A 26,679-nucleotide genomic window follows, 5' to 3' on the forward strand; every position below is an offset into this window, starting at 1 on the left:
CCGCTGTGGCATTCCCTCCGCCGGGGGATATGGCCCATGATGTGGCGCGTGCTGCGCCCGCTCGACCCCTTCCGCTCGGTCAAGGCCGCGCTCGGCTGGCTTGTGATCATCTCGGTCGCGATCACGACCCTGCTGAGCCTCATGGCCTATCGGTCCGACATCGGTCTCCAGATGATCGCGATCATCGCGATCATCGCCTCGCTGCTGGTCACCCAGTTCGTCGCGCACAGCCTCGCGGCACCCGTACTGGAGATGACGTCCGCCGCCCGCGCCATGGCGCGCGGCGACTACGGGCGTCGGGTCCGGGTGTCCCGCCGGGACGAGCTGGGCGACCTCGCGCTCGCCTTCAACCGCATGGCCTCCGACCTCCAGGCGGCCGACCGGCACCGCAAGGAGCTGGTCGCCAACGTCTCGCACGAGCTGCGCACCCCCATCGCGGGGCTCCGCGCCGTCCTGGAGAACGTGGTGGACGGCGTCTCCGAGGCGGACCCGAGGACCATGGCCACCGCGCTGCGCCAGACGGAACGCCTCGGGCGGCTCGTCGAGCAGCTTCTGGACCTGTCCCGGCTGGAGGACGGCGTGGTGCCGCTGCAACCGCGCGCCTTCCAGGTGGAGCCCTATCTGTCCGCCGTGCTGAACGACGCCACCGTGGCCCTGCGCCGCGGCCACGCCCGCACCGACGTGCGGTTCCGGCTCCAGGTGACGCCGGTCAGCCTGCGGGCGCACGCGGACCCCGAGCGGCTGGACCAGGTGGTGACCAACCTCGTGGACAACGCCGTCAAGCACAGCCCGCGGGGCGGTCAGGTCACCGTGCTGGCCAAGCCCGGCCAGGAGGCCGGGGGCCTGGTGCTGGAGGTGCTGGACGAGGGTCCGGGCATCCCGCACTCGCAGCGCGAACTGGTCTTCGAACGCTTTGGGCGCGGCACCACGAACGGGGTCACGCCGCGTGACGGCGGCACCGGTCTGGGGCTGGCGATCGCCCGCTGGGCGGTCGATCTGCACGGCGGAACGATAGGGGTCGCCGAGTCCGTACGCGGCTGCCGCATCCGGCTCACACTTCCGGGTAACGCTCAGGCAAACAATTGACGTAGGGTCGGCTTCGGACCCCCGCGACGGGCGCCCGGCCCCGGACCTCCGGCCCTACGCCGGCGGCGCCCCGCGCGCCGCTTCGTGCTGTCGCCGCAGCTAAGGAACGGCTCCTGGCGGTCGCTGTTCGGCATTGCCAATTCGTTGCCGTTTCGGGCCGAACTTGGTGCCGTTCCCGGCCGTTCACGACCTGAAACCCCTTCCGGAATGTGGTGTAGGCCACGACTGGCGGGTGAGGACTGCGCCGGACGGCCAGGGAGGCGTAGCCTTGTTTTCCGCTGTCCATGACCTTGCGGAGCGGAAGAGGGCGGTTGCCGCCGTGTCGCCACAGTCCCCGAACACATCGAGTGTCGAGACCGACCAAAGCGCAGACGAGAAGAAGAACCCTGCCGCTGGTTTCGGTGCCAACGAATGGCTCGTCGACGAGATCTACCAGCAGTACCTCCAGGATCCGCATTCCGTGGACCGAGCCTGGTGGGACTTCTTCGCCGACTACAAGCCGGGCGGTGGCGGCGAGGCCGCCGCCGAGCGTCCGGGGGCGACCGGAGCGGCCACCGCACCGGCCCCCGCCGCACCCGCCCAGGCCGCGCCGCAGGCCGCGCCGGCCAAGCCCGCGCCCGCCGCGCAGCCACCGGCCGCCGAGCAGGCCGCGGCACCCGCTGCGGCCCCCGCCGCGGCACCCGCAAAGCCCGCGGCCGCAAAGCCCGCGGCGGCGAAGCCGGCCGCAAAGCCCGCGGCCAAGCCCGCCGCCGAGGAGGGCCCCGAGCTCGTCACGCTGCGTGGCCCGGCCGCCGCCGTCGCCAAGAACATGAACGCCTCCCGCGACCTGCCCACGGCCACCTCGGTCCGCGCGGTCCCGGTGAAGCTCCTGTTCGACAACCGCATCGTCATCAACAACCACCTCAAGCGCGCCCGCGGCGGCAAGGTGTCCTTCACGCACCTCATCGGCTATGCCATGGTGCAGGCGCTGAAGGCGATGCCTTCGATCAACTACTCCTTCACCGAGAAGGACGGCAAGCCAACTCTGGTCAAGCCGGCCCACGTCAACCTGGGCCTGGCCATCGACCTGGTCAAGGAGAGCGGCGACCGGCAGCTCGTCGTCGCGGGGATCAAGAAGGCCGAGACGCTGACCTTCTTCGAGTTCTGGCAGGCGTACGAGGACATCGTCCGCCGCGCCCGGACCGGCAAGCTGACCATGGAGGACTTCTCCGGCGTCACCGCCTCCCTCACCAACCCGGGCGGCATCGGCACCGTGCACTCCGTGCCCCGCCTGATGCCCGGCCAGGGCGTCATCCTGGGCGTGGGCGCGATGGAGTACCCGGCGGAGTTCCAGGGCACCTCGCAGGAGACGCTGAACCGCCTGGGCATCTCCAAGGTCATGACCCTGACCAGCACTTACGACCACCGGGTGATCCAGGGCGCCGCCTCCGGCGAGTTCCTGCGCCAGATCAGCCAGCTCCTCCTGGGTGAACACGGCTTCTACGACGACATCTTCGAGGCCCTGCGCATCCCCTACGAGCCGGTCCGCTGGCACCGGGACATCGACGTCAACCACGACGACGAGGTCACCAAGGCCGCCCGCGTCTTCGACCTGATCCACTCCTACCGGGTCCGCGGTCATCTCATGGCCGACACCGACCCGTTGGAGTACAAGCAGCGCAAGCACCCCGACCTGGACATCAAGGAGCACGGGCTCACCCTGTGGGACCTGGAGCGGGAGTTCGCGGTCGGCGGCTTCGCGGGCAAGTCGATGCTCAAGCTCCGCGACATCCTCGGCGTGCTGCGCGACTCGTACTGCCGCACCACCGGCATCGAGTACATGCACATCCAGGATCCCAAGGAGCGCAAGTGGATCCAGGACCGGGTGGAGCGCCCGCACACCCCGCCGGAGCGCGAGGAGCAGCTCCGCATCCTGCGCCGGCTGAACGCCTCCGAGGCGTTCGAGACGTTCCTCCAGACGAAGTACGTGGGCCAGAAGCGGTTCTCGCTGGAGGGCGGCGAGACCGTCATCCCGCTGCTGGACTCCGTGCTGGACGAGGCCGCGGCGGACAAGCTGGACGAGGCCGTCATCGGCATGGCGCACCGCGGCCGGCTCAACGTCCTGGCGAACGTCGTCGGCAAGTCGTACGCGCAGATCTTCCGGGAGTTCGAGGGGAACCTCGACCCCAAGTCCATGCACGGCTCGGGTGACGTGAAGTACCACCTGGGCACGGAGGGGACGTTCACCGGCCTGTCCGGCGAGCAGATCAAGGTCTCCCTCACCGCCAACCCGTCCCACCTGGAGGCGGTCGACCCGATCGTCGAGGGTGTGTCCCGCGCCAAGCAGGACATCATCGGCCGGGGCGGCAAGGACTTCACGGTCCTGCCGATCCTGATCCACGGCGACGCGGCGTTCGCCGGCCAGGGCGTGGTGGCCGAGACGCTCAACATGTCGCAGCTCCGCGGCTACCGCACCGGCGGCACGGTCCACATCGTCATCAACAACCAGGTGGGCTACACCGCCACCGCCGCCGCCGCCCGCTCCTCCACGTACTGCACCGACGTGGCGCGGATGATCGAGGCGCCGATCTTCCACGTGAACGGCGACGACCCCGAGGCCGTGTGCCGGGTCGGCCGGCTGGCGTTCGAGTACCGGCAGGCGTTCAACAAGGACGTCGTGATCGACCTCGTCTGCTACCGCCGCCGCGGGCACAACGAGACGGACAACCCGTCCTTCACCCAGCCCCTGATGTACGACCTGATCGACAAGAAGCGCTCGGTTCGCAAGCTCTACACCGAGTCGCTGATCGGCCGGGGCGACATCACCCTGGAGGAGGCGGAGCAGGCGCTCCAGGACTTCCAGGGCCAGTTGGAGAAGGTGTTCAAGGAGGTCCGCGAGGCCACCGTCACCCCGGCCCCAGCCGAAGTCCCCGCTCCCCAGCCGGAGTTCCCGGTGGCAGTGGAGACCGGCGTGAGCGCCGAGGTCGTCAAGCGGATCGCCGAGTCCCAGGTCAACACCCCCGAGCGGATCACCGTGCACCCGCGGCTGCTGCCCCAGCTCCAGCGGCGGGCGGCGATGGTCGAGGAGGACGCGATCGACTGGGCGATGGGCGAGCTGCTGGCCATCGGTTCGCTGCTGATGGAGGGCACGCCGGTCCGGCTGGCGGGCCAGGACTCCCGGCGCGGCACGTTCGGCCAGCGGCACTCGGTGCTGATCGACCGCAAGACCGGCGAGGACTACACCCCGCTGCTGTACCTGTCCGAGGACCAGGCCCGGTTCAACGTCTACGACTCGCTGCTCAGCGAGTATGCGGCGATGGGCTTCGAGTACGGGTACTCGCTGGCCCGGCCCGAGGCGCTGGTGATGTGGGAGGCGCAGTTCGGCGACTTCGCCAACGGCGCGGCCACCGTGATCGACGAGTTCATCTCGTCGGCCGAGCAGAAGTGGGGCCAGACCTCCGGCGTCACGCTGCTGCTGCCGCACGGCTACGAGGGACAGGGTCCGGACCACTCCTCGGCCCGGATCGAGCGCTTCCTCCAGCTCTGCGCGCAGAGGAACATGACGGTGGCGATGCCGACCTCCCCGGCGAACTACTTCCACCTCCTGCGCTGGCAGGTGCACAACCCGCACCACAAGCCGCTGGTGGTCTTCACCCCGAAGTGGATGCTGCGCCTGAAGGCGGCGACGTCGGCGGCGGAGGAGTTCACCACGGGCGGCTTCCGTCCGGTCATCGGTGACACCACCGTGGACCCGGCCGGGGTCACCAAGGTCGTGCTGTGCTCGGGCAAGGTGTACTACGAGCTGGCCGCCGAGCGCGACAAGCGCGGCGCGAACCACGTGGCCCTGGTCCGGCTGGAGCGGCTGTACCCGCTGCCGAGCGACGAGGTCCGCATGGAGCTGACCCGTTACCCGAACGCGCAGTCCTACCTGTGGACCCAGGAGGAGCCGGCGAACCAGGGCGCCTGGCCGTTCATCGCGCTCAACCTGGTGGAACACCTGAAGGACGGCCCCCGCCTCCAGCGGGTGTCACGCCCGGCATCATCCTCCCCGGCAGTCGGCTCGGCCAAGCGCCACCAGGCCGAACAGCAAGCACTCCTGGACGAGGTCTTCGGCGAACGCTAGGCGCTCCGCTGGAAACGCGGTGAAGAAGCTGCGGGCCGTCCGTGGCCGATCGCGCAGTTCCCCGCGCCCCTTACGGGGCGCGGTACCGCACGGGAACGAATGAGGGGCCGGTGGCCGCCACGCACGGCGGCCACCGGCCCCTTCCGCGCCCCGGAAGGGGCGCGGGGCAGTGTCCTTGTGCGGCTCCGCCGCGTGGGCGCGACAAGCCACCTACAATCCGCCCGTACGCGACCGCATTTCCCGCTAACCGCTCAACTGAGCAATGGCTCAAAATCCCAAAGCGGCCGGACCCGCGACCGCGCACTCACCGTCTGGACGTGCTGCGAGCCCAGCGTGGCGACCAGCCCGGACAGCGCCTGCTCCTCCACCTTGTCCGCCTCCTGGCGGCGCCGCAGCCCACGCAGGTCCGTCGCCAGCGCCACCTGGACGGACAGATACAGCGGGTGCTTGCGCCCCAGCATCGCCGCCGCGCGGCGCGAGGTGTCGGCCGTCAGCTCGGCGGCGCCCTCCAGATCACCCTCCAGGTTCCGCCCGGCGCTGGTGTTCAGCGCGACCCCGAGGCTCCAGGAGTGGTCGGGACCCAGCGCGCGGCGCATCTCGGTCAGGCACTCCTCGTGGAGCAGCAGCGAGTGCTGCCGCTCCCCCGCGGCGCGCAGCACCAGCGCGTGGTTCATCGTGGTGCCGATGGTGAACGGGTGCTGGTCGCCGAGGGTGGTGCGGTAGTGCGCCATGGTGCGCTCGCCCAGGTCCCGGGACTGGTCGAGCTGGCCGTGGGCGCGCTGGACGAACGAGCAGCACGTGGCGATGCGCAACGTGAGCGGCGAGGTGTCGCCGAGCACCCGCTCGGCCCGCTCCAGGAGGTCGCCCAGCCGGGCGTTCGCGGTGGCGCGGTCGCCCGAACGCAGCACGCACATCGCGAGGTTGAGCTCGGCGGTGAGCGTCTGCGGGTTGTCCGGGCCCATCACCAGGCGGTGGGTCTCGACGCTCTGCTCCATCACGGACAGCGCCTCGGCGTACCGGCCCAGCAGCCGCAGGTCCAGCCCATAGGCGTCCTCGGAGGACAGCGAGAGGGTGTGCCGGGGCCGGTGCAGCTCGCGGCGGGCCTGGAGGTTGTGCCGGTCGGCTTCCAGGGCGGCGGCGTAGCGGCCCAGCAGCCGCAGCGAGGCGGCGAGGTTGTGCCGGGCGTTGAGCGTGCGGGGGTCGTGCTCGCCGACCAGCTCCTGGTACGTGTCGAACACCCGCTGGCTGATCTCCAGCGACTCGGTGTAACGGGCCTGGCCGCTGAGGTCGGCGCCCAGCCCCTCCTCCGCGCGCAGCACGGTGAGGTCCCGGGGCCCGCGGTGCACGCCGAGGCGTTCGATGACCTTGCGGTCGATGGCCTCGGTCTCCCGGTAGGCACCGGTGGCACGCAGCAGGGTGGCCTTCTGGGAGGCGAGGTCCCACACCAGCGGGTCGTCCTCGCCGAAGACGCTGTGCCAGGTCTGTTCGGCGCGCTCGGCCAGTTGGATGCCGGTGGTGTACTCGCCGGCCAGGTAGAGGTAGCTCAGGCAGTGGAAGATCAGCCGGTGCATGTCGGCGTTCCGGCTGGCGAGCGCGCCGGAGGCGTCCAGGTGCGGCACGATCTTGGCGAACCGCGACCAGCGGCGGGTGTCCGAGGGACGCCCCGGGTTGGCGGCGGACAGACCGCGGCGCACCGCGCGGGAGTAGAGCTCCTGGTCGTCCTTGGACATGCCGTCGCGAACGGTCTGGTGGACCATGCGGTGCACGTGGATGGTGCCGGAGCTCTCCGGGTCGCGCTCCTCGTCGGGGGTGTCCCAGCGGATCACGGAGTACTGCACGAGCTTGCTGATGGCGGCGTTCCACCGGAGGGAGTCGTCCATCAGGCCGGACAGCTCCTCCGGCAGGTTGGCCGCGGGGATGTCGCGAACGAGCTGGACGGGGATGGCGCCGGGCGCGAAGAAGGCGCACAGGCGCAGCAGTTCGACCGCCTCCGGCACCGTCTCGCGCAGCCGGTTCAGCAGTATTGAGAACGCCGTGTAGTAGGTCATGGGGAAGTCGGCGGCGACGCGCAGGCCGACCTCCAGGTCGGAGCCGCTGCCGAGCAGGTCGATGTACTCGGCCACCGACATCGAGGAGTCGCTGAGCCACCCGGCGGTCTGGTCCAGCGCCAGCGGCAGATCGCCCAGCGCCTCGGCCAGCGCGTCGGCCTCGGCGTGGCCGATGCGGGGCGCGCGGCGGCGGATGAACGCCACCGACTCGTCGCGGTCGTAGACGGGGACCTCGTGCAACGCCGCGTTGTGCTCGGCCCATTCGCGGTTCTGCGAGGTGATGATCACGTGTCCGGGGCCGCTGGGCACCAGGTCGGCGATCGGGCCCGGGTCGTCCGCGCCGTCCAGCACGACCAGCCAGCGGGAGTACGGGGCGCCCCGGCGCAGCGCGTCGCCGACGGCGCGCAGCCGTTCCCCGTACTCGGGGCCGGTGGTCAGGCCGAGGGCGGGGGCCAGCTCCGCGAGGCGCTGGCGCAGCGTGCCGCGCTGGTCGGCCGGCACCCACCACACCATGTCGTACTCGGAGCCGAAACGGTGCACGTACTCGGCGGCGATCTGCGTCTTGCCGACGCCGGACATGCCCAGCAGGGTGGCCACGCCGGCGCCGGACTCGGCGCGCTGGAGCGTGTCGTACACCGTCTGGAGGGTGTCCTCGCGGCCGGTGAAGCGGATGTTCCGCCGGGGGACGCCGCCCCACACATGCGGCTGGTCGTGCGGGTAACGGGGGGCGGCGCGCCCGCCGAGGGTGCCGGAGGAGGAGACCTCGGGGCCGGGCCCCAGCACGTTCATCAGACGGCGCTCGGCCTCGCGGGCGCCGATGCCCCACAGCTCGGTGGTGCCGCCGAAGGCCGCGGCGGCCGTGGGCATGGGCTGGGCGGCCACGGAGACGGCGGCGAAGCGGTGGGAGTTGGGCGCGACGACGGAGCGCAGGGCGGCGTTCCACTCGGCGTCGGTGCGCGGGCCGAGCTTGAAGTACCAGTCGCTCAGCACCACCAGGATGCGGCCCTCGACCAGCAGGAGGTCGCGCAGGGCGACTTCGAGGGGCACCTCGACGGGTGGGTTCCACCGCTGGAAGACGACCTGCCAGCCGAAGCGCTCCAGGCGGTCCCCGATCCACGCGGCCCAGGCGCGGTTGAACCCCGCGAAGCTGATCGTGACCCGTGGGTTGCCCCCGGGGCTGTCCTTGCCGGCCATCCGACTGTCTCCCTCGTCCTGCCGAACGGACCCCCTGGTGTGCGACGGCCCGTCAGATGTCCTTGCAGGGAACATACACCTCACCTACGACACGTAACCGCTCAGCGCGGGTGCTGACGCAGCCACAGGGTGCGCGCCGTCTCCACATACGCCGTGGCGCGGACCACATGCCCCTCGGGCGGGGCGGGTTCCCGCAGGCGTTCGTGCCGGTCGGCCATGGCATCCACGAACACCCGTCCGGCGTCGGTGAGTCGGCGGGTGCCGCGCAGCATGGGCAGCACCGCGCCGACCTGGGTCCAGCAGCGGGCGTGGGCGGCCCAGGCGTGGTCGCGTTCCGTCGCGTCGTCGAGGGCGACGGCGAGGTGCTGCCAGAAACCGGCCAGGGCCAGATGGGCGTATGTGCCGTGCAGCAGGGCGTGGAACGGCCGGGGCTCGGGGCGCCAGGGGGCCCAGTGCCGGGGCTCGGGGCCGACGGTGTGCAGCGGGGTCAGCTCGCTGAGGGCGGTGAGCTTGGCGTGCTGGAGCTCGTGGGCGAGCCCGGCCGCGAGGTGCGCGGGGCCGGGCGGCGGGCTGGCCATGACGGCGCCGAACGCGGTGGAGGTGGTGCCGCTGGTGTGCGCGCCGCCCGGCTTCCCGGCGGCCGGGCCGTAGGTGGGCACGATGCAGTCCAGCAGGGCGAGTTCGGCGGCGCGGGCGGCGCCGCCGAGGCCGAGCAGCGGCAGCGCGTCGCGCCAGAGCCCGGCCCAGCGGGCGCGTTCCTCGGGGCGCAGGGCGTCGCGGGCGCCGCCGCCGAACGGGCCGGGGTCGAGGTCGTCGAGCAGCACGGGCCGGGGCCCGCCGTCGAGGGTGTGCAGCGGGGTCCAGCCGGGGTCGGGCGAGCGCCAGGAGCCGGTGTCGTCGGGGTGCAGCTCGGCGGGTGGGCGGCCGGGGGCGCGCAGGGTCAACCGGCCGTGTTCGCCGGTGAGTTCGGCCGGGGTGCCGTCGGGCGCCGGGCAGGCGAGGGCGCCCAGGGTGGGCAGGGTGATCCGGCCGCCGTGCACGGGGACGCGGGTGGCGAAGCCGAGTCCGGAGCGGACCGCGGCGGCGGCGGCGAGCGAGCCGAGGTGGGCGAGGTCGCGGGCGGCGCCGGGCGCGGCGCCGGGGTGGGTGCCGGTCTCCAGCCACTGGACGCAGCGCTCGGCCCAGGGGCCGGTGAGGGAGTAGAAGAGCACTTGGCGGGCGGCGGCGGGGGCGGCGCGTTCGATGGTCTCCAGCAGCCCGGCGTGGTCGCGGGCCAGCGCGGCGGCCGGGTCGCGGCCGGCGCCCGCGGCGCCCGTCGCGTCGACGGCGTCCAGCAGGACGCGCCACAGCAGCAGGCGGCGGGTGTGCTGCCCGGCGGCGAGGCGGGCGATGGTGTCCGCGTCGCCCTCGGTCTGGCCGAGGTCGCGGACCTGGTCGGCGGTGAGCGTGGCGGTCATGGCGTGGCCGCCCGGTGCAGCGCGTCGGCGATGTGCCGGATGAGGCGGCTCAGGTCGGCGCAGTAGACCGACGGGTTGCGGAAGCCGTGGCCGGCCCGGTAGCGGTGCGCGTAGTGGCCGCCGCCGCAGACCTTGAGGAGGGGGCAGCTCAGGCAGGCGTCGGCGAGCGCGGCGGTCCCGGCCTGGCGGGCGGCGACGCCGGGGTGGTCCAGGGCCTGGTCGAAGCTGTGGTCGAAGACGTTGAGGCCGGTGGCGGCGGCGCCCTCGTAGGCGGACTTGAGGGAGTCGACCTGTTCGATGCCGCCGTCGGTCTCGATCACGACGGCGGTGAACGGCTGGAGGCCCAGGGCCTCGGTGGCGGCGGGCAGACCCAGCAGCAGGGCCAGGCACTCCTGGAAGAGGCGGACGCGGACCCGGCGGCGGTCGGCTCCCCACCACTGGTCGAAGACGGCGCACAGCCAGTCGCCGTACGGGGTGGGCGCGGCGGCGGGGGCGGGCAGGCCGGGCGGCGGGCGGCTCCAATTGCCGTGCGGGAGCAGGAAGTCGATGGCGGGCGGGTCGAGGGCGAGCAGGGAGGCGTACGCCTCGGCCGGGTCGGTGGCCAGGTCGATGACGCTCAGCACGCCGTTGAACGAGCCGCGGTGCCGGTCCTCGGCGAGCAGCCGGGCGGCGCGCCGGATGGCGGGCCAGGCGGGGCGTCCGGCGTGGTCGACGCGCTGGTGGTTGTGGGCGGCGAGGCCGCCGTCCAGGCTGAGGCCGACGGTGATGCCGTGCTCGGCCAGCACGGCGAGCTTGTCCTCGGTGAGCAGCACGCCGTTGGTCTGCACGGCGGCGCGCACGGAGCAGCCGTCGCCCGCGCGGTCGCGGACGTCCGCCGCGAACGCGCCGAGCACGGCCGGGTCGGTCAGCAGGGGCTCGCCGCCGTGCAGCACGAGCGAGAGGGCGCGCAGGCCGTGGGCGGTGACGTGCTCGCCGATGCGGTGCGCGATCTGCCGCAGCGTCACCGCGTCCGCGGTGACGGGCTGGCGGCGCCAGCCGGTGTCGGCGGCGAAGTACATGTAGCAGTAGCGGCAGGCCAGGTTGCAGCGGCTGTTCACCTTCACCACGAACTGCTGGAACGGCACGGTCCCGAGTGTGGGTGCTCCGGCCGTCGATCCGCTTGCGTGCACGTCCCGCGCGTGCCCCCCTGTTCTGGTCCTCGTGCTGCCCCCGCCGGTTTTTCTTCCAAGATCGCCACAAGATAAACGAATTCCATCAACTTCTGTCCGTTAAAAGGCGACAACGGGCCGAAAGCGATCCCACAGCGGGCCCGGAGATCCCAGAGATCCCGAGGGCTCAGATTTCGTCGTCGAACTGCGTGAAGCCCCACAGCCCTTCGCGCTGCCCGACCACTCGTTCGCGCAGCTCGGCCAGCACCTCGCTGAGCACGGGATGGTCCAGGTCGCGCAGCTCGGCCAGGCTCAGTCCGAGCAGATCCGGCAGCGGCTCGCGCGTGTCGCTCATGGTTCCTCCCGCGGGACTGGGCGACGTGGGGATGTCATCGGGGCGAAACAGGGCCGAGAGGAGATTCCCGCCCCGGCCCGGGGGGAAACACTCGCCGGCGCGCCGGGAGGGGCGCGCGAGGCGTCAGATGTCGCGCCGTAGCGCGTCCAGACGCGCGGTCGTATCCGGGAGCCCCGACTTCTCGTCCTCGGGCAGCCGGTGCCACAACTGGAGGGCGGAGCGGTACGCCTGACCCGCCGCCAGCGGCCGGCGCGCGGTCTCCATCACCACGCCCCGCTGGTGCAGCGCGGTGGCCGCCAGCCGCACCAGCTCGTCCGACTCCCCGGTGGGCTCCACCCCCCGGGCCACCATCGCCGTCCGGCGATAGGCGTCGCCCGCCTGGTCCAGCCGCTCGGTCCGGCGGGTGTGCCGGTAGGCGCGGCGGTGCGTCTCGCCCAGCTCGAACCACGCCCGGGCCTGGACCAGCGGCTCCTCGGCATCGTGCGCGGTCAGCGTGAACAGGTGCTCGGCCTCGCGCAGATCGACCAGGTCCTCCGCGTCCTGGTAACGGGCGATCAGCGCCTGCCCGAGCATCAGCAGCCGGGGCGGCAGCCGGGGGTCCCCGGCCGGGGTCTCCATCCGGCAGTCCCGCAGCACCCGCACGGCCTTGGAGATGAACGCGCCGCCGTCCGGCCGCTGGGCCCGGCGCAGCAGGGCCGCGCCCCACTCCTCGATCAGATCGCTGTACTCCGTCTTGTCCCGGGACACCGACCGGCTCGCCTCCTCGAACCGGCGGGCCGCCTCCTCCAGATCGGCCGGCTCCCCGTTCGCGTCGTACCGGCGCACGGCCAGCCGCCCGGCCCGGATCAGACAGGCCGCCAGCAGCGCCGGACGCTCGGTCAACCGCCGTGCCTGGGCGATCACCTCACCGGCCCGGAGCCACTCGCGCTCGGTCAGCAGCAGCGCGTCCACCAGGTCCAGCAGCGCCCGCACCCGGCCCGGAACCGGCGCCGACTCGGCCTCCAGCGCCCAGCAGCCCAGCCGCAGCGACTCGGCGGCCTGCCCGGCGTACACCCGGGCCGGCTCGGCGCCGGGCGCGGCGGCGGCCAGCCGCAGCAGGGCCCGGCCGTGCGCCAGCGGCAGCCCGCTGGGCTGCGGGTCGCTCTCCGGCCAGGCGTCCGCGACCGCCTCCACCATGCCGATGCTGCGCTGGAGCAGCCGGGTGTCCCCGCTCAGCCGCCACTCCTGCTCCAGCACTTGGATGTGCTCCAGCGTCAGGTCCACCGCCAGCCGGGGGTCCAGGCCCGGCGTGGCGCACACCGCCGCGAACTCCCCGTCCGCGCGCCGCCACAGCTCCAGCGCCGTCCGGGTGTCCCCGGCCGCCCGCTTCTCCCCCGCCACCGCGTGCAGCACCCGCGCCAGCGCGGCCCGCGCCGACAGCGAGCCCGGGTGCGCGGCGGCGATCCGCGCGGCGTCCTGCGCGTCGTTCAGCAGCTCGCCATCGCGCTGCACGCGCCACAGCCGCAGCAGTTGCTCGGCCAGCTCGCTCCACAGCTCGGGGTCGGACGGCAGGCCCGCGGTCCGCTGGCTCTCGGCGGCCTGCCGCAGCAGCCGCACCGCGTCGAGCTGGTGCTGCACCTTGCCGTCCGCGTCGAACCGCTCGGCCAGCGCGCGGGCCTGGCCGACCGCCAACGACGGCTCGGCCGCGGCCGGTCCGGCCGCGCCGGGGGTCAGCAGCGGGGTGCCCGGCAGGAAGTGGCGCAGCACCTTCGCGGCGACCTCGGCGAACGGCCGCGGCAGCCGGCCCTCCGCCGGCTCCTCCCCGGCGGGCGGCGTGAGGGCCGCCGGGTCGGCGTCGCCGGAGAGCTGGGCCAGCGCCAGGGCCGGGAAGTTGGGCCCGGCCTTGCCGAACCGCTGCTCGACATAGCCCGAGCAGTGCTTGAGCACCAGCAGCGCCTCGTCCTGCCCGAGCTCCCGCAGCAGCTCGTCGTGCACGCCGTCGGCGAACTCGTACCAGCGCCCGTCGTCCGGCGAGCCGCTCATCCGCCGCAGCAGCCCGCTGAGCAGCACCTCCGACAGCTCGGCCGGGCCGGAGTCGGGCACCATCGTGCGCTGCACGAGCTGCATCACCGGCAGGAACAGCGGCGCCGCCGACAGATAGACCGCGAGCTGCCCCGCGCCCGGCGAGGCGGTCGACCGGAACCGGGCCACCAGCCCCGCCGACGTGCGCGGCACCCCGCCCGGCCGGCGCGCGGGCGCCGGCGGCTGGTCCGCCCGCACCCAGCCCACGGCGGCCGGCACGGCACCGGCCCCCGGCCCGGACAGCAGCCGCGCCCAGGCGCCCAACGAGGCGGCGGTGGGCGGCAGTACGGGCACCGCGACGGTGCCGGCCCGCGGCTGCGGCGCCGGATAGCCCAGGTCCTCGGCGACGAACCGCAGCCGCGCCGAGCCCGCCGGCCCCTCCTCCCGCTGGAGCAGCCCGTGCCGCACGGGCAGCCGGGTGCGCGCCCACAGCCGCTGCGGCAGCGGCTGAACGACCGCCACCGGCGCGTACCGGGACAGCCGGTGCAGCAGCCGGTGCGCGGCGCCCTCGCGCCACAGCGGCCCGGCGCAGTCGCTGACGACGACGGTCAGCCGCCGCCCGGTCGGGTCGGCCAACTGGCTGGCCGGGCGCAACGGGGCCTCCGCCGGGTCGAACCGGCGGCTGACGGCCGGGCTGCCGTCCGGCGACCGGTGCAGATAGTGCACCTGGATGTCGCGGAACGCGCCGAGCCGGGCGAACACCTCGGACAGCTCGCCGAACATCCGCTGCCACACCCGCATCGCCGACGAGGAGTCCATCAGCAACTGGAGCTCGGTCTGCCCGGAGTCGTCCTGGAGGAAGGCGGGGCTGAGCACGCCCCCGGCCCGGGCTGTGCGCTCCACGGTGGCGCGTTCGTCCAGGGCCCGGGCGGTGGGGCGGCGCGGGGGCCGGGCGGGCGGTCGGTAACGCTGTAAGGGCCGGAGCGCGCGCTCCAGTTCGAGCAGGCTGGGCAGGGCCCTGGCCTCCGGGACCCCGACCCGCATCGCGTCGTCGGGCAGGCCGGACGCGGCCCGTCCGGAACCGGCCGGATCCGCGTAGAGCCGGACGGTGTCGTCCTGCGCCCGGGGCGCGCGCGTGCCCGCCGGGCGCCGGGGCTCCTCGCCCGGGTCGGCCACCGGCCGGTCCCCGGGCGGCCGGGAGTCCGCCTCGGCCCGGGCCGGATCGCGGCCGGGACCGGCGCCGGGGCCCGGCTCGCGCGGACCGGACCGGCCGCCCTCGGCCTCCTCGGGCGCGTGGGCCGGCCGGGAGAACTGCGCGAGCCACAGGGCGTCGGCCAGCCCCGCCCAGTCCGGGTCGAGCCCGGCGCCGCGCAGGGCGCGGATGAGGGCGGCGAGGTCGTCGCGCTGCCGTTCGGCGGACATGTCGGCCTACCTCGGCCGGTCGAGCCGTTGAATGAGCATGTCGGCCAGCCTGTCGCGGGTCGGGGGCTCGGCGTGGTGGGTGAGGTAAATGGCGTTCAGCAGCTGGTCGGTGGCCAGCTGCTCGGTGCGGGACCGGTCCAGGAAGCGGGCGATCAGGTCCTCGCCGACCCGGGTCAGCTCGTCGCCGAGGTGCGCGCGCACCACGGTGGCCAGCCGCTCGTGATCGGGCTTGCCCAGCTCCAGATGGATGCAGCGGCGCAGCAGCGGCGCGGGGAAGTCGCGCTCGCCGTTGCTGGTGAGGACGACGAACGGGAACGCGTGGCAGCGGATCCGGCCGTCCCGGACGGTGACCTTGGCGCCGTCGTCGGTCAGCACCTCCACCTCCGGCTCGCGCTCGGCGATCCGCCCCAGTTCGGGGATGTCGAACTCGCCCTCCTCCAGCACGTTCAGCAGGTCGTTGGGCAGGTCGATGTCGCTCTTGTCCAGCTCGTCGATGAGGAGCACCCGGGGCTTGGCCGTGGGCAGCAGCGCGGTGCCCAGCGGGCCGAGCCGCAGATAGCTGCCGATGCCGCCGGGCACGGCGGCGGGCGGCGCCCCGGCCGCGCGGCTGCTGGCCGCGATCTGGGTGTCCTGGAGCCGGGCGATGGCGTCGTAGTGGTAGAGGCCGTCGCTCAGGGCGGTGCGGCTGACGATGGGCCAGTGCAGCACGCGGCCCAGGCCCAGCTCATAGGCCACGGCGTGGGCCAGGGTGCTCTTGCCGGTGCCGGGGCTGCCGGTGACCAGCAGGGGGCGGCGCAGATACAGCGCCGCGTTTATGATCTCCAGCTCCTCGGCGCTGGGCCGGTGCATCTCGGCCAGGTGCCGGAACGCGCCCAGCCGGCGGGTCGAGGCGCTGTCGGTCTCGGGGCCGGGGGCGACCAGGGGCTGGCCGTCGAAGTCGCGCCAGGGCGGCGGCTTGGGCAGCGCGCGGATCCCGTCGTGCGGCTCGCCGGCACCGCGATAGATCAGCCACTCCCCGGCGGCGGCGCCTTCCTGGGGGTCCGGGGTCGCGTCAGACTCTGGCACAGCATGCTCCTCGTCGCTCGGTCACCGTCCGGAAGGCCGCCATCCGCGAACCGACCGTATCGGTCCGCGCGGGTGGCACAGAAGGCTTTCGCCCACCACGTACGTCCGCCGCGTGTGCGTCGCTCATGGCGTCTCCAGAGGCTCGTCCATGCCCGGCAGCGGCCGGCCCGGGTCGGCGTACAGCAGGGCCAGGCCCCGGGCCCAGGACGCGGCGGGGGTCTCGCCGCCCTGAGCCGCCTGCGCCGCGCGCAGCCGCCACAGCGCGCCGGGCAGCCGGCCCGCGTGACCGGCGCCCGTCACCGTGCGGTCCACCCCGCGGTGGAAGTCGCCGCAGTCCGGCTCGCGGTCGGTGATCTCCCGTCGCCACAAGATGACGTTGTACCCGCTCGCCATCACGCGATGCAGCGCGGCCGGTTCGCCGCCGGTGGTGGGCGTGTGGCACAGCACCGGGACGGATGCCGGGTCCCGGCTGATCAGCACGCCGGGCCCGGGCAGTGGACGGGGGTGGTTGTCCACGCAGTCGAGTATGTCCGGGATCACCCGGCTCACGTGGACCTTCGTCCAGCGCGCCAGCCGCAGTGTGCGCAGCTCCTCGCTGTCCTCCGCCTCTGGCACGGGGTCCGTGCAGCGGACCACGACCGGCCGTTGTTCACCCAGTCGGGGGCCGCCCGGCACGGGGCGCCACTCCTCCACCGGGAAGCCGAGCAGCGAGTACGGCACCGCGACGTGCAACGGCACGGGCGCGTCCGGCTCGTCGCCCCGGCGGAACGCCTCGGCCAGCGCCGCGCGCAGCCGCTCCGGCGGCTCGTCGGGGCCCCGCGCGCGGAAGTCCTCGGCGATGGAGGTCAGCTCCCCGCTCGGGCCGGCCACGCACACCCGCCAGTCGTAACGGCCGCGCTCCCAGCCGTGCGGGGTGATCTCCAGCAGGACGAAGGGCTCGCTCTCGGCGCCGACCAGGCCCTCCGTCAGGTCCGTCTCGTAAAGCCATTCGTCGGGTTCGGCGGGCTCGGCGGCGAACCTGCGGGCGTCCCGCTCGCGGAGCCTGGCGTCCTGCTCCAGGTGCAGGTTGGTGCGGTACCAGCGGGGCGTCTCGGCGCTGGCGGCGGTCCGGTGGACCCAGTCCAGCAACCGCGCCTCGGCGTCCGGCGCGGCCGGGTAGGGGCGGTCCGCGGTGGCCGCGTACATGGCGTACCGCAGCAGCGTCTCCAGCTCGCCCGCGCCGTGCCGGGATTCGTACAGCAGGCCGAGCCCGTCGCGCCAGCCGCGCGGCGCGGGCAGCGTGCTGGGGAACGCGGGCCGGCCGAGCAGCGCGGTGATGCTCTCCTCCAGCCGCCGGGTGGACACCGGCGGCGGCAACTGGCTGAGCAGGCCGAGCAGTTCCACCCGCTGGCCGGGCGTGAGGGCGCGTCCGGTGGTCGCGCGCAGCTCGCTCTGCGCGTCGGTCCAGGTGCCGCCGGGGTCGGCGACGTCCTGGTGCCGGTCGGCGTGGTAACGGTCGTGGCCGCGCAGGACCCGCTGGTACAGGTCGTCGTGGTCGTCCAGCACGGGGTCGGCGGGCAGCGGCAGCCGGCGCAACTGCACGACGGACGTGGCCAGTCCGCCGTCGCGGCCGGCCGAGCGGCGGGCCTTGAGCACGCCGATCACCTCGCCGCGTTCGAGGTCGACGACGGGCCCGCCGGAGACGCCCTCGGGGACCTCGTCCTCGCCGCCGAGCTTCATCTGCCCCTCGCTGCCCCGCTCGCCCCGGATGGAGCAGCGCCCGCTGACGTCCTCGATCCCCTCGTCGGTCTCCACGCACCCGAAGAACGCGACCTCCCCCTGCGTGAACACGCGTGCGGTCCGCTCGGTAAGCCACACACAGGGGTGCGGGACCGGCTCCAGCAGGCGGATCAGCGCCAGGTCGGGCGCGGGCCACAGCCCACCGGCCGCGTTGTGCTCGGGCTGGGCCCACTCGACCCGGCCGGTGAGCAGCCGCTCAACGCCTCTGACGCTCAGCCCCACTTCGCGCCCTCCTCCTTCGCCGCCGCCCCCGCGAAGTGCCACGTGGGCGCAGGTGAGCACCCAGTTCGGAGCCACGAAGAAACCACTGCCCCAGGGCCGGGTTACCGGCTCGCCCCCGTCATACCCGGTGGGCGCGGCATGGATGCGTACGGTCGCGGCGGCGACGAGCGGCGCCAGGGTCTCGAAGGGGTCCGCGTCCATCGGCTGTGCGCCCCCGCTGTCCACCCATGTCATTCAGCCTGCCCCAGCTCCTCCGGTGGTCCGCCCTGCCAGGTCAGGGTCACGGTGATGGCGCCCTTGGCCTCGCCGTCGGCGAGGAGGCCCACGATCCGGCCGGCGCGGGCGGTCAGTTCGATGCCGAAGGAGACGCTGACCTCGTCGGGCTTGGCGGCGCGCAGCCCGTCGGCGACGGACGCGGCGACGCCCGTGATCAGGCTGTGCAGGCTCGCCATGCTGGTGGCGGCCCGGTCGGCGAGGCCGGTGTCGGCGTAGCCGTAGCCGGCGGTCGGCTCCGGCGCGGGGAGCTGATCGGCCCCCGAGACGCGGGCCCAGACAGGGGTCCCGTCGGGCAGGCTGACCCGAGTGATTTCGCTGCTCATACGGCCCCCCGTCGCTCGTGTGTGCATGCAGGTTAACCGCACGTGCTGACACCTGCCTATCCTGGGCTTTTCTTTCCCCATCTGGCGTTCCGGGAGCACGTCGTGTACTTCACCGACCGCGGTATCGAGGAACTGGCGCAGCGGCGCGGCGAGGAGGAGGTCTCCTTCGAGTGGCTGGCCGAGCAGCTCCGGCACTTCGTCGATCTGAATCCCGACTTCGAGGTGCCGGTGGAACGGCTGGCCACGTGGCTGGCGCGGCTCGACGACGAGGACGAGGAGTAGGACGAGGACCAAGGCTCCGGAACGGGTCGGCTTGACTTCCCCGTTACGCGATATATCGTGTCTGGCAGAGACGCGATATATCTTCGTGTGCCGGACAGCGGGGAGGACCCATGACGGAGACTGCGGAGTGGTCGGTCGCCCAGGCGCGGACCCTCACCTTCGACGCTCCCATCGACGAGCTGGACGTCCGCATCGTCCACGGCGCGGTCAACGTCGTGGGGACCGATCACCCGGTCTCGCGGGTGGAGATCACGGAGGTCTCCGGCCCGCCCCTGATAGTGCGGCGGGAGGGTTCCCGGCTCACGGTCGCCTATGACGACCTGCCCTGGAAGGGCTTCCTCAAGTGGCTGGACCGCAAGGGCTGGCGGCGCACGGCCGTGGTCTCCGTCTCGGTCCCGGCCGCCGCCCGGCTGCATGTCGGCGTGGTCGGCGCCTCGGCGGTCATCAGCGGGATCGCGGGCCCGGTCGACGTCCGGGGCGTCAGCGGCGGCTCGACGCTCGTCGGGCTGACCGGCGCGGTGCACGCGGACACCGTGTCGGGGGACATCGACGCCCAGGCGCTCACCGGTGAGCTCCGGTTCAACTCCGTCTCGGGGACCCTGACCGTCATCGACAGCCGGGGACCGCTGCTCCGGGGGGAGTCGGTCAGCGGCGACATGGTGGTGGACCTGGCCCCGGGCGAGCGCCCGGCCGGCCTCCGGCTCAACACCGTCTCGGGCGAGGTCGCCGTCCGGCTGCCGGATCCGGTGGACGCCACCATCGCGGCGAGCACGGCGTCCGGCGCCATCTCCTCGGCCTTCACCGAGCTGCGGGTCGGCGGCATGTGGGGGGCCAAGGAGCTGTCGGGGACGCTCGGTTCGGGGGAGGGCCGCGTCCAGTGCACGACGGTCTCCGGCTCGATCGCGCTGTTGCGGCGCCCACCCGCCGAGTACGACACGGCCGCCGCCTCCTCCCTGCGTAAGGACGTGTGACATGCCCCCCGTTTTCGGTCACGGCCGCCTCCGCCTCTACCTGCTGAAGCTCCTCGGCGAGTCCCCCCGCCACGGCTACGAAGTGATCAGGTTGCTGGAGGAGCGCTTCCACGGGCTGTACGCGCCCTCCGCCGGGACCGTCTACCCCCGGCTGGCGAAGCTGGCCGCCGAGGGGCTGGTCAGCCACACCGAGGAGGGCGGGCGCAAGGTGTACTCGCTCACGCCCGACGGGCAGCGGGAGTTGACGGCCCGTGAGGACGAGCTGACGCAGTTGGAGCGCGAGATCCGCGACTCGCTGGCCGCGCTGGCCGCCGACATACGGGAGGACGTCAGCGGCTCGGCCCGGGATCTGCGCCAGGAGGTGCGGGAGGCCACCGCCGCCGCGCGGACGACGACCACCACGGCCGGTGGCCGCGCGGCCTGGGCCGCGCAGGCCCGCCGGGCCAAGGAGGAGAGCCGCCGCGCCCGCCAGGAGGCGCGAAAGGCGCAGGAGGCCAGCGACGCCGCCCGGCACCACTTCGAGGAGGCGGCCCGCCGCATCCACGACCGGGTGCAGTCCCACGCCAGCGCCGGGGACTGGACGGGCGCCGTCCGCGAGGGACTGGAGGGGCTGAGCTCGGAGATCGGCGGCTGGAGCCGGTTCATCGAGCACCCGTCCACGCCCTGGCCCGTCTGGGGCCGGGAGCCGGCCGAGCCGGTGGCCGACCCCGAGCGGGAGTTGGAGCGGCTGCTCGACAAGTTCCGCGACGACGTGCGGGACGCCGCGCGCGACCACGGGGTGAGCCAGGAGGCGCTCGGCGAGGCCCGCCGTCACCTGTCCACGGCCGCCGCCCACTTGGTCGCGCTGCTGCGCTCCCCGCACGGCTGAGCGGATTCAACGACGGGTCTACGGGTTGAAGACGATCTTCCCGAAGACGTCACCGTGCGCCATCTTGGTGAAGCCCTCCTGGGCCCGCTCCAGGGGGAGCACGGTGTCGATCAGCGGGCGCACGCCGGTGGCCGCGCAGAAGCTGAGCAGCGAGGCCAGCTCCTCCTTGCTGCCCATCGTCGAGCCGATGACCTTCAGCTCCAGGAAAAAGATCCGGTTCAGCTCGGCCGAGGGCGGCGCCTGGCCGGAGGTGGCGCCCGAGATCACCAGCGTGCCGCCGGGCCGCAGGGACTTGACCGAGTGCGACCAGGTGGCCGCCCCCACCGTCTCGATCACGGCGTCCACCCGGCGCGGCAGGCGCGCGCCCGACTCGAACGCGCCCTCGGCGCCCAGCTCCAACGCTCGCTTGCGCTTGGCCTCGTCGCGGCTGGTGACGAGGACCCGCAGCCCGGCCGCCGCGCCCAGCACGATCGCGGCCGTGGCCACGCCGCCGCCCGCGCCCTGCACGAGCACGGTGTCGCCGGGCCGCACGCCCGCGTTGGAAAAGAGCATGCGATAGGCGGTCAGATAAGCGGTGGGGAGGCAGGCCGCCTCCTCGAAGGACAGTTCCTTCGGCTTGGGCAGGACGTTCCAGCTCGGCACGGCCACCTTGGCCGCGAACGTGCCCTGGTACTTCTCGGTCAGCAGGCTCCGCCGCTCCCCCGGCGGCACGCCGTGGCCGGTGGCGCCGATGACGGAGTGAACGACGACCTCGTTGCCGTCGGGATCGGTTCCGGCCGCGTCGCAGCCGAGGATCATCGGCAGCGCCTCCTCGCCCAGGCCGATGCCGCGCAGGGACCACAGATCGTGGTGGTTCAGCGAGGCCGCGCGGACGTCCACCACCGTCCAGCCGGGCGGCGCGACGGGCTCGGGGCGGTCGCCCAGCTCCAGGGCATTGAGCGGGTGTTCCCGGTCGAAACGTGCGGCATATGCAGCGAACATGCCCTCACGCTAGTCGCCGGTGACCGCCTCATTCCAGAAGCGGGCCCCGGGGTGCCACGATGGACATTCTTGGGGAGGTTGACATGGGCACAGTGTTCTTGCGGCGGTTGAGCAGGTGGCAGGCCGAGACGGAGCGGGAGGCCATCGGGGATACGTATGTGGAGGGCCACCGGGACGCGCCGGGCACGCGCGCGCTGGAGCGCGAGGCGTTCGTCCGCCGGTTCGTCGACGAGGATCTGCGGCAGCAGGACTTCGACATGATGGTCGCGAGCGATCCGGCACCGGCCGGGTTCGCGTATGGCTTCCGGGCGGACCGGGACGGCAGTTGGTGGGAGACGTTCACCGGGGTTCCCAACGAGATCGACGAACTGACCGGCGCGCGCCAGGTGTTCGTCGTGGCGCAACTGCTGGTGGCGCCCCGGCGGCGGCGTCAAGGCGTGGCGACGCGGCTGCACAAGGAGCTACTGGGCCGCAGCGGCGCGGCACTGTTCCTCGCCCTGCTCCAGCCGGGCAACGCCCCCGCCCGGACGGCGTTTCAGACGTGGGGCTGGAGCAAGGCGGGTCAACTCACGCCGCGCGACGGGGCGGAGGCCCCGCTGGAGGCGTGGGCGCGGACCAAGAGCTAACGGGCCGCGTAGCCGAGGAACGCGGACCAGGCGGAGGCGGACACCTCGAAGGACGGCCAGGCGGTGTCCTTGGAGTCGCGGACGTGCACGGCGCGTTCGCAGGTGGCGACCTCGACGCACTCGCCGCCCTGGCCACTGCTGTAGCTGGACTTGTGCCAGTCGACGGCCACCTCCACGCAGTCGCCGCCCTGGTCGCTGCTGTAGCTGCTCTTGAACCAGCTCAGTTCACTGTTCACAGTTCTCCTGCCAGCTTCTCGATGAATCGTGCCGACTCCGAGGGGGAGAGGGCCTGCGCCCGCAGGATCCCATACCGCTCCTGATAGTGCGCCACTCGCTTTTTGTCGGAAACGAGCTCACTTCCGCCCGGATATTCCAGGTAAACGAACTGCCGGTGCTCCCTGCTGGTCACCAGCGTCATGTAGCCGTTCAGCCCGGCGTGCTCCTCCCTGCTGGTCGGCATCACCTGGAGCGTGACGAAGTGCAGCCGGGCGCACTCCAGCAGATGCAGCAACTGCTCCTTGAGGACCTCCTTGCCACCCAGGGGCCGTTGCAGAACGGACTCCTCGATGATGAAACCGAGATACGGCTTGTTGTCCCGCTTGAGCAGCTCCTGCCGCTCGATCCGAGCCGCGATCTCCCTCTCGATCTCCTCCTCGCTCATCGCCGGTGCCCCCGCCCGGAAGGTGGCCCGGGCATACGCCTCGGTCTGCAACAGCCCCGGAATCAGCAGGGGCGCATAGGCGTTGAGCGCGTGACACGTGCGCTCCAGCCCCGCGTAGTCCCGGAAGAACGCGCGGTACTTCTCGGTCGCCATGTACTCCGCGACGGACGACAACAGCCCCTTGGCGTCCAGAGCCTTGTCCAGATTGTGGATCAGCGCGGTGTCCGGAATCCGCTCCCCCCGCTCCACGGCGCCGATCATCGACCCCGAGCAGTGGCAGGACTCCCCCACGTCGTCCCGGTTCAACTGCTGCTTCTCCCGCAGCATCCGCGCCTGCCTGCCGAACGACAGCCGCAGCGCGGAGATTTCCTGTTCGCTCATCTGCTTCCACCCACCCTTCAGGCCAGCCACGCATGACCGGCTGTGACGGCTTGATCACGGGTCACGCTAGCGGCGACGCCGTTGCCCGGCAGGCGAAAAGCCGGAATCCATCCCGACGGGTTACGGAGCTGTTCTCGGCTGCCACGCGGTGCGCTCGGTGCTCTTCTTCCGATTCGCTGTCAGGCGCGCGCTGCCCTCTCGGCGTCGTCCTCCATCGAAAGTCACACCACAAACAGAGGACGACTCATGTCTCACACAACCGGGGCCCGCGCGCACGGCACGGACCACAGATCGATCGACAGCGTGGCGGCGCGGCTGGACGACGAGCTCATCGCGTTGCGCCGGGACATCCACCACCACCCCGAGGGGCCCGGCGAGGAACGCCGCACCGCCGCCATAGTCGCGGACCGGCTCCGCGCCGCCGGTCTCGCCGTAACCACCGGCGTCGGCGGGCGCGGTGTCGTGGGCGTCTTGCGGGGCGGCAGCCACCGCCCGGGCCGCGCGGTCGCGTACCGGGCCGACATGGACGCGGTGCCGCCCAAGGGCCAGATCTCCGGCGGCGGCACCGAGCCGGCCCACCTCTGCGGCCACGACGTGAACACCACGGTCGGCGTCGGCGTCGCCCAGGTCCTGGCGCGGCTGCGGCACCGGCTCAGCGGCACCGTGATGTTCATCTTCCAGCCGGCCGAGGAGTCCCTGACGGGAGCCCGCGACATGCTCGACGCCGGTGTGCTGGAGGGCGGCCCCGCCGGCCCCGAGGAGATCCACACCCTGCACTGCGGCCCGTTCCCCGTCGGCCAGTTCGGCATCACGCCCGGAACCGGAATGCCCGGCCAGGACCGCGGCTCCGTCACGCTCTCCGGGCCCGGCGCCGCCGAGCGCGCCCGGCAACTGGCCGCCGAGATCAACGCACTCGCCACGGTCACCACCCCCAAGACCGCCGCCGACGTGGAACAGCTCGTCGCCGACTTCCAGACGCCGGACGGACCGCTGGCCCGTTTCCTGTTCGTCCAGGCATCGGCGAGCGAGAAGGGCGTGGTGTCGCTGTCCTACCGCTGCTGGCCGGAGGAGCGGTACATGGAGGTCCGCGAGACGATCCGCGGCATCGCACAGCGGTACGACGGCGCCCAGGTGAGCTTCCCCGACGAACCGTTTCCCGCCATGGTCGGCCCCGCCGATCTGGGGCACGCCGCGGGCCGGTACCTGCGCCGCCACCTCGGCCCGGACGCCGTCACCGTGCTGCACGCCGCGATCCCGTTCAGCGGCGAGGACTTCGCGCTCTTCCTCGACCGCGTCCCCGGCACCTACACCTTCCTCGGCGTCCGCGCGCCCGGTGCCGGCATCACGACCAGCTATCCGCACTTCGGCGACTTCGATCCGGACGAACGCGCCATCGGCCACGGGGTCCGCGCGATGGCAGGCTGGCTCGCCGAACGCGCTCGCCGCGGCTAGAACTCCAGTCTCAGATCGCTGTCGCGCCGATCAGCGGGATGCTTCTGAGCGCGCTCACCTGATGTGCCGTCAGGTGAGCGGTTCGTCCGGGGGGAGCCGTCGCCGGTCACCGCCCCGGGGCTCGCCATTCGGGGGCGAGGACCGCCCAGAGCTGCTTGTCGTAGCGCACACCCTCGTACGGCCATGCCTCGCGTCGCACGCCCTCCAGCGTCATGCCAAGCCGCTTGGCCACCGCCGAACTGCGGTCGTTGTCGGCGCGGCAGTGCCACTCGGCCCGGTGCAGCCCCCGGGACGTGAACGCCCAGTCCACCAGCGCGCCACACGCCCGCGTGACCAGACCGTGGCCCTCAGCGGACGGCTCGAGCCAGCAACCGATCTCACACGAGCCGACAGCGGCGTTGAAATCGGTGAACATCACGCCGCCGGCCAACACCCCGTCGCGCCAGATCCCATACAGGCGAGCACCGTCGCCGGCCTGGCGTTCGGCATACCGCTTGAGTGTGGCCCGCGCCCCCTCCACATCGTCGGTGACGAACGTGGGCCCGACCCACGGACGAATGTGCTCGCGAGCCCGGTCCAGATGGCCGGCGAACTCCTCGGCGTGCCAGACCTCCAGCGGACCGAGGCGAGCACCGTGGCGCAGCGACAGCGAGAACATGAAAGCCTCCATTCACATAACAAGCGTTGTGGCAATGTAGCGTGGCAGCATGGCACGCACCAAGGGAGATCACGAGGCCCGCCGACGCGACGTCTCCCAAGCGGTCTGGCAGGTCATGGCCACACGCGGCTTCGCCGGCCTGACCCTGCGGGCCGTCGCCGCCGAACTCGGCGCGACCACCGGACTGCTCACGCACTACTTCCCCACCAAACGCGCCTTGGTGGAGTACGCCCTTGACCTACTCGAACAGCGCACCATCTCCCGCCCCCGCCGCCACGCGGGCAAAGGTCTGACCGCCCTCAGGGACGCACTGCTGGACATCCTGCCGCTGACCCCCGAGGCCACCGACAGCAACCGAATCTGGGTCTCCTCCTGGGACGCCGCACTTTCCGACCCCGACCTGAGCACCGACTACGCCCGCAAGTACGCCCAAAGCCGCGACAGGCTGAGCGAGCGGGTGGCCGCAGCCCAGAAGCTCGGCGAACTGCCCCCCGGCGACCCCGCACACATCGCGGCCGGCGCTCAGTCCTTCGTTCTCGGCCTCGTCGTCCAGGCCCTGTTCGACCCGGCGACGTTCCCGCCACAGCGTCAAGTCGAGCTTCTGGACGACTACTTGGCCAGACTGACCCACCCGCGTTGAGACAACGACGAGCTGGGCGCGCACACCGCGCCCACCTGCTGACCGGGAATCCGTCGACCCCGGCTACCGTCTGCTCGTCGCGGGGCATGACGCGGGCGGCAACGGCGGTCGTTGGGCGAGAGGACGAGAAGACGTGGATGTATATGAAGCCGTGGACAGTCGCCGGGCCGTGCGGGCGTTCAGCGATGAGCCGGTGCCCAAAGAGGTACTCGAACGAGTGCTGGAGGCGGCGACGCGGGCCCCGTCGAGCGGGAACCTCCAGCCGTGGCATGTGTATGTGCTGAGCGGCGAGCCATTGGCCGAACTGAAGAGGCGCGCGACGGCCAGGGCACTGGCGCGAGACCCGGGCGATGAGCGGGAGTACCCGATGTACCCGGCCGAACTGACCTCGCCGTATCTCGACCGTTTTTCCGCCGCGGCCGCCCAGCGGTACGAAGCGCTGGGAATCGAGCGCGACGACCTCGACAGACCCACAAAGATCGCCGCCTTGAACTCGGGGGTCCCCGGCAAGGCGGGGAACCGGTCCGGGGCGCGGCAGAGTTGGGCAGTGTCTCGCGGGCCGATGGCCGGCGGTGCGGTCAGCAGCTCGCGGCCTGCGCGCACCTCATCGGACAGAACGTGCCGAGTGCTCAACGGCCGCCTGGGCGGCGTTCCGCACGGCCGGTCCGGGTGCGGTCCAGC

19 protein-coding genes and 2 pseudogenes are annotated in these 26,679 nt (G+C 72.8%); 9 read left to right on the forward strand and 12 right to left on the reverse strand.

The window, feature by feature from the left end:
• Positions 1-39: 39 nt before the first annotated feature.
• Together RM590_RS02955 and RM590_RS02960 are read left to right on the forward strand one after the other, a co-directional pair.
• Entirely contained in the window at positions 40-1,086 is a 1,047-nt protein-coding gene (locus RM590_RS02955; protein WP_394813776.1) for a HAMP domain-containing sensor histidine kinase, read from the forward strand.
• A 319-nt stretch (positions 1,087-1,405) separates the two neighbouring features.
• Entirely contained in the window at positions 1,406-5,188 is a 3,783-nt protein-coding gene (locus RM590_RS02960; protein ID WP_311702729.1) for a multifunctional oxoglutarate decarboxylase/oxoglutarate dehydrogenase thiamine pyrophosphate-binding subunit/dihydrolipoyllysine-residue succinyltransferase subunit, read from the forward strand.
• Positions 5,189-5,439: 251 nt separating this feature from the next.
• Here RM590_RS02960 and fxsT read toward each other — a convergent pair whose 3' ends face one another.
• The 8 genes and pseudogenes from fxsT to RM590_RS03000 all read right to left on the reverse strand — a co-directional run.
• Positions 5,440-8,430: an FxSxx-COOH system tetratricopeptide repeat protein gene (gene fxsT, locus RM590_RS02965; RefSeq protein WP_311702730.1), complete on the reverse strand. Its 2,991-nt coding sequence runs from the start codon at positions 8,428-8,430 to the stop codon at positions 5,440-5,442.
• Positions 8,431-8,531: 101 nt separating this feature from the next.
• Positions 8,532-9,887, reverse strand: a complete 1,356-nt coding sequence (locus tag RM590_RS02970; protein ID WP_311702731.1) for an aKG-HExxH-type peptide beta-hydroxylase — start codon at positions 9,885-9,887, stop codon at positions 8,532-8,534.
• A complete protein-coding gene (locus RM590_RS02975; protein WP_311702732.1) occupies positions 9,884-11,011 on the reverse strand; it encodes an FxsB family cyclophane-forming radical SAM/SPASM peptide maturase in 1,128 nt (375 codons plus the stop codon). The genes RM590_RS02970 and RM590_RS02975 overlap by 4 nt, the downstream gene beginning before the upstream one ends.
• A 211-nt stretch (positions 11,012-11,222) precedes the next feature.
• Complete coding sequence (gene fxsA, locus RM590_RS02980; protein ID WP_311702733.1) at positions 11,223-11,390, reverse strand: FxSxx-COOH cyclophane-containing RiPP peptide; 168 nt, start codon at positions 11,388-11,390, stop codon at positions 11,223-11,225.
• A 123-nt stretch (positions 11,391-11,513) separates the two neighbouring features.
• Positions 11,514-14,813 carry an SAV_2336 N-terminal domain-related protein gene (locus RM590_RS02985; RefSeq protein WP_311702734.1) on the reverse strand — a complete coding sequence of 1,100 codons (3,300 nt, stop codon included), beginning with the start codon at positions 14,811-14,813 and terminating at the stop codon, positions 11,514-11,516.
• A gap of 6 nt (positions 14,814-14,819) precedes the next feature.
• Positions 14,820-15,878 carry an AAA family ATPase gene (locus RM590_RS02990; protein ID WP_311702735.1) on the reverse strand — a complete coding sequence of 353 codons (1,059 nt, stop codon included), beginning with the start codon at positions 15,876-15,878 and terminating at the stop codon, positions 14,820-14,822.
• A 123-nt stretch (positions 15,879-16,001) separates the two neighbouring features.
• The gene (locus RM590_RS02995; protein ID WP_311702736.1) at positions 16,002-18,080 is read right to left on the reverse strand and encodes a VMAP-C domain-containing protein; all 2,079 of its coding nucleotides are present in this window, start codon (positions 18,078-18,080) and stop codon (positions 16,002-16,004) included.
• Positions 18,081-18,130: 50 nt separating this feature from the next.
• A pseudogene (locus RM590_RS03000) lies at positions 18,131-18,478 on the reverse strand (CU044_2847 family protein); the annotation flags it as partial.
• Positions 18,479-18,580: 102 nt separating this feature from the next.
• Between RM590_RS03000 and RM590_RS03005 the strand changes: the two are divergent.
• The 3 genes from RM590_RS03005 (at position 18,581) to RM590_RS03015 (ending at position 20,599) form a co-directional block, all read left to right on the forward strand.
• Complete coding sequence (locus RM590_RS03005) at positions 18,581-18,760, forward strand: DUF6104 family protein (RefSeq protein ID WP_311702737.1); 180 nt, start codon at positions 18,581-18,583, stop codon at positions 18,758-18,760.
• 110 nt (positions 18,761-18,870) lie between these two features.
• Entirely contained in the window at positions 18,871-19,731 is an 861-nt protein-coding gene (locus RM590_RS03010) for a DUF4097 family beta strand repeat-containing protein (protein WP_311702738.1), read from the forward strand.
• Position 19,732: 1 nt separating this feature from the next.
• Positions 19,733-20,599 carry a PadR family transcriptional regulator gene (locus tag RM590_RS03015; RefSeq protein WP_311702739.1) on the forward strand — a complete coding sequence of 289 codons (867 nt, stop codon included), beginning with the start codon at positions 19,733-19,735 and terminating at the stop codon, positions 20,597-20,599.
• Positions 20,600-20,617: 18 nt separating this feature from the next.
• Here the strand turns inward: RM590_RS03015 and RM590_RS03020 are convergent, their stop codons facing one another.
• Positions 20,618-21,580 (reverse strand): zinc-binding dehydrogenase, encoded by a 963-nt coding sequence (locus tag RM590_RS03020; RefSeq protein ID WP_311702740.1) that lies wholly within the window; start codon positions 21,578-21,580, stop codon positions 20,618-20,620.
• Positions 21,581-21,663: 83 nt separating this feature from the next.
• On the opposite strand from RM590_RS03020, the gene RM590_RS03025 reads away from it, so the two are divergent.
• Positions 21,664-22,206: a GNAT family N-acetyltransferase gene (locus RM590_RS03025; protein WP_311702741.1), complete on the forward strand. Its 543-nt coding sequence runs from the start codon at positions 21,664-21,666 to the stop codon at positions 22,204-22,206.
• On the opposite strand, the gene RM590_RS03030 is transcribed toward RM590_RS03025, so the two are convergent.
• Complete coding sequence (locus RM590_RS03030; RefSeq protein WP_311702742.1) at positions 22,203-22,442, reverse strand: DUF397 domain-containing protein; 240 nt, start codon at positions 22,440-22,442, stop codon at positions 22,203-22,205. The two genes, RM590_RS03025 and RM590_RS03030, sit on opposite strands and share 4 nt — an antisense overlap.
• The gene (locus RM590_RS03035) at positions 22,439-23,248 is read right to left on the reverse strand and encodes a helix-turn-helix domain-containing protein (protein WP_311702743.1); all 810 of its coding nucleotides are present in this window, start codon (positions 23,246-23,248) and stop codon (positions 22,439-22,441) included. Before RM590_RS03035 ends, RM590_RS03030 begins: the two co-directional genes overlap by 4 nt.
• Before the next feature lie 246 nt (positions 23,249-23,494).
• On the opposite strand from RM590_RS03035, the gene RM590_RS03040 reads away from it, so the two are divergent.
• On the forward strand, positions 23,495-24,700 hold the full coding sequence (locus RM590_RS03040; protein WP_311702744.1) for a M20 metallopeptidase family protein: 1,206 nt from the start codon (positions 23,495-23,497) through the stop codon (positions 24,698-24,700).
• Between the two features lie 106 nt (positions 24,701-24,806).
• On the opposite strand, the gene RM590_RS03045 is transcribed toward RM590_RS03040, so the two are convergent.
• On the reverse strand, positions 24,807-25,358 hold the full coding sequence (locus RM590_RS03045; protein WP_311702745.1) for a GNAT family N-acetyltransferase: 552 nt from the start codon (positions 25,356-25,358) through the stop codon (positions 24,807-24,809).
• Between the two features lie 49 nt (positions 25,359-25,407).
• On the opposite strand from RM590_RS03045, the gene RM590_RS03050 reads away from it, so the two are divergent.
• On the forward strand, positions 25,408-25,998 hold the full coding sequence (locus RM590_RS03050) for a TetR/AcrR family transcriptional regulator (RefSeq protein ID WP_311702746.1): 591 nt from the start codon (positions 25,408-25,410) through the stop codon (positions 25,996-25,998).
• 133 nt (positions 25,999-26,131) lie between these two features.
• Positions 26,132-26,506: pseudogene (locus RM590_RS03055) on the forward strand (nitroreductase family protein); the annotation flags it as partial.
• Between the last annotated feature and the right edge of the window lie 173 nt (positions 26,507-26,679).

This window comes from Streptomyces litchfieldiae, assembly GCF_031845365.1.
Lineage (GTDB): Bacteria > Actinomycetota > Actinomycetes > Streptomycetales > Streptomycetaceae > Streptomyces > Streptomyces litchfieldiae.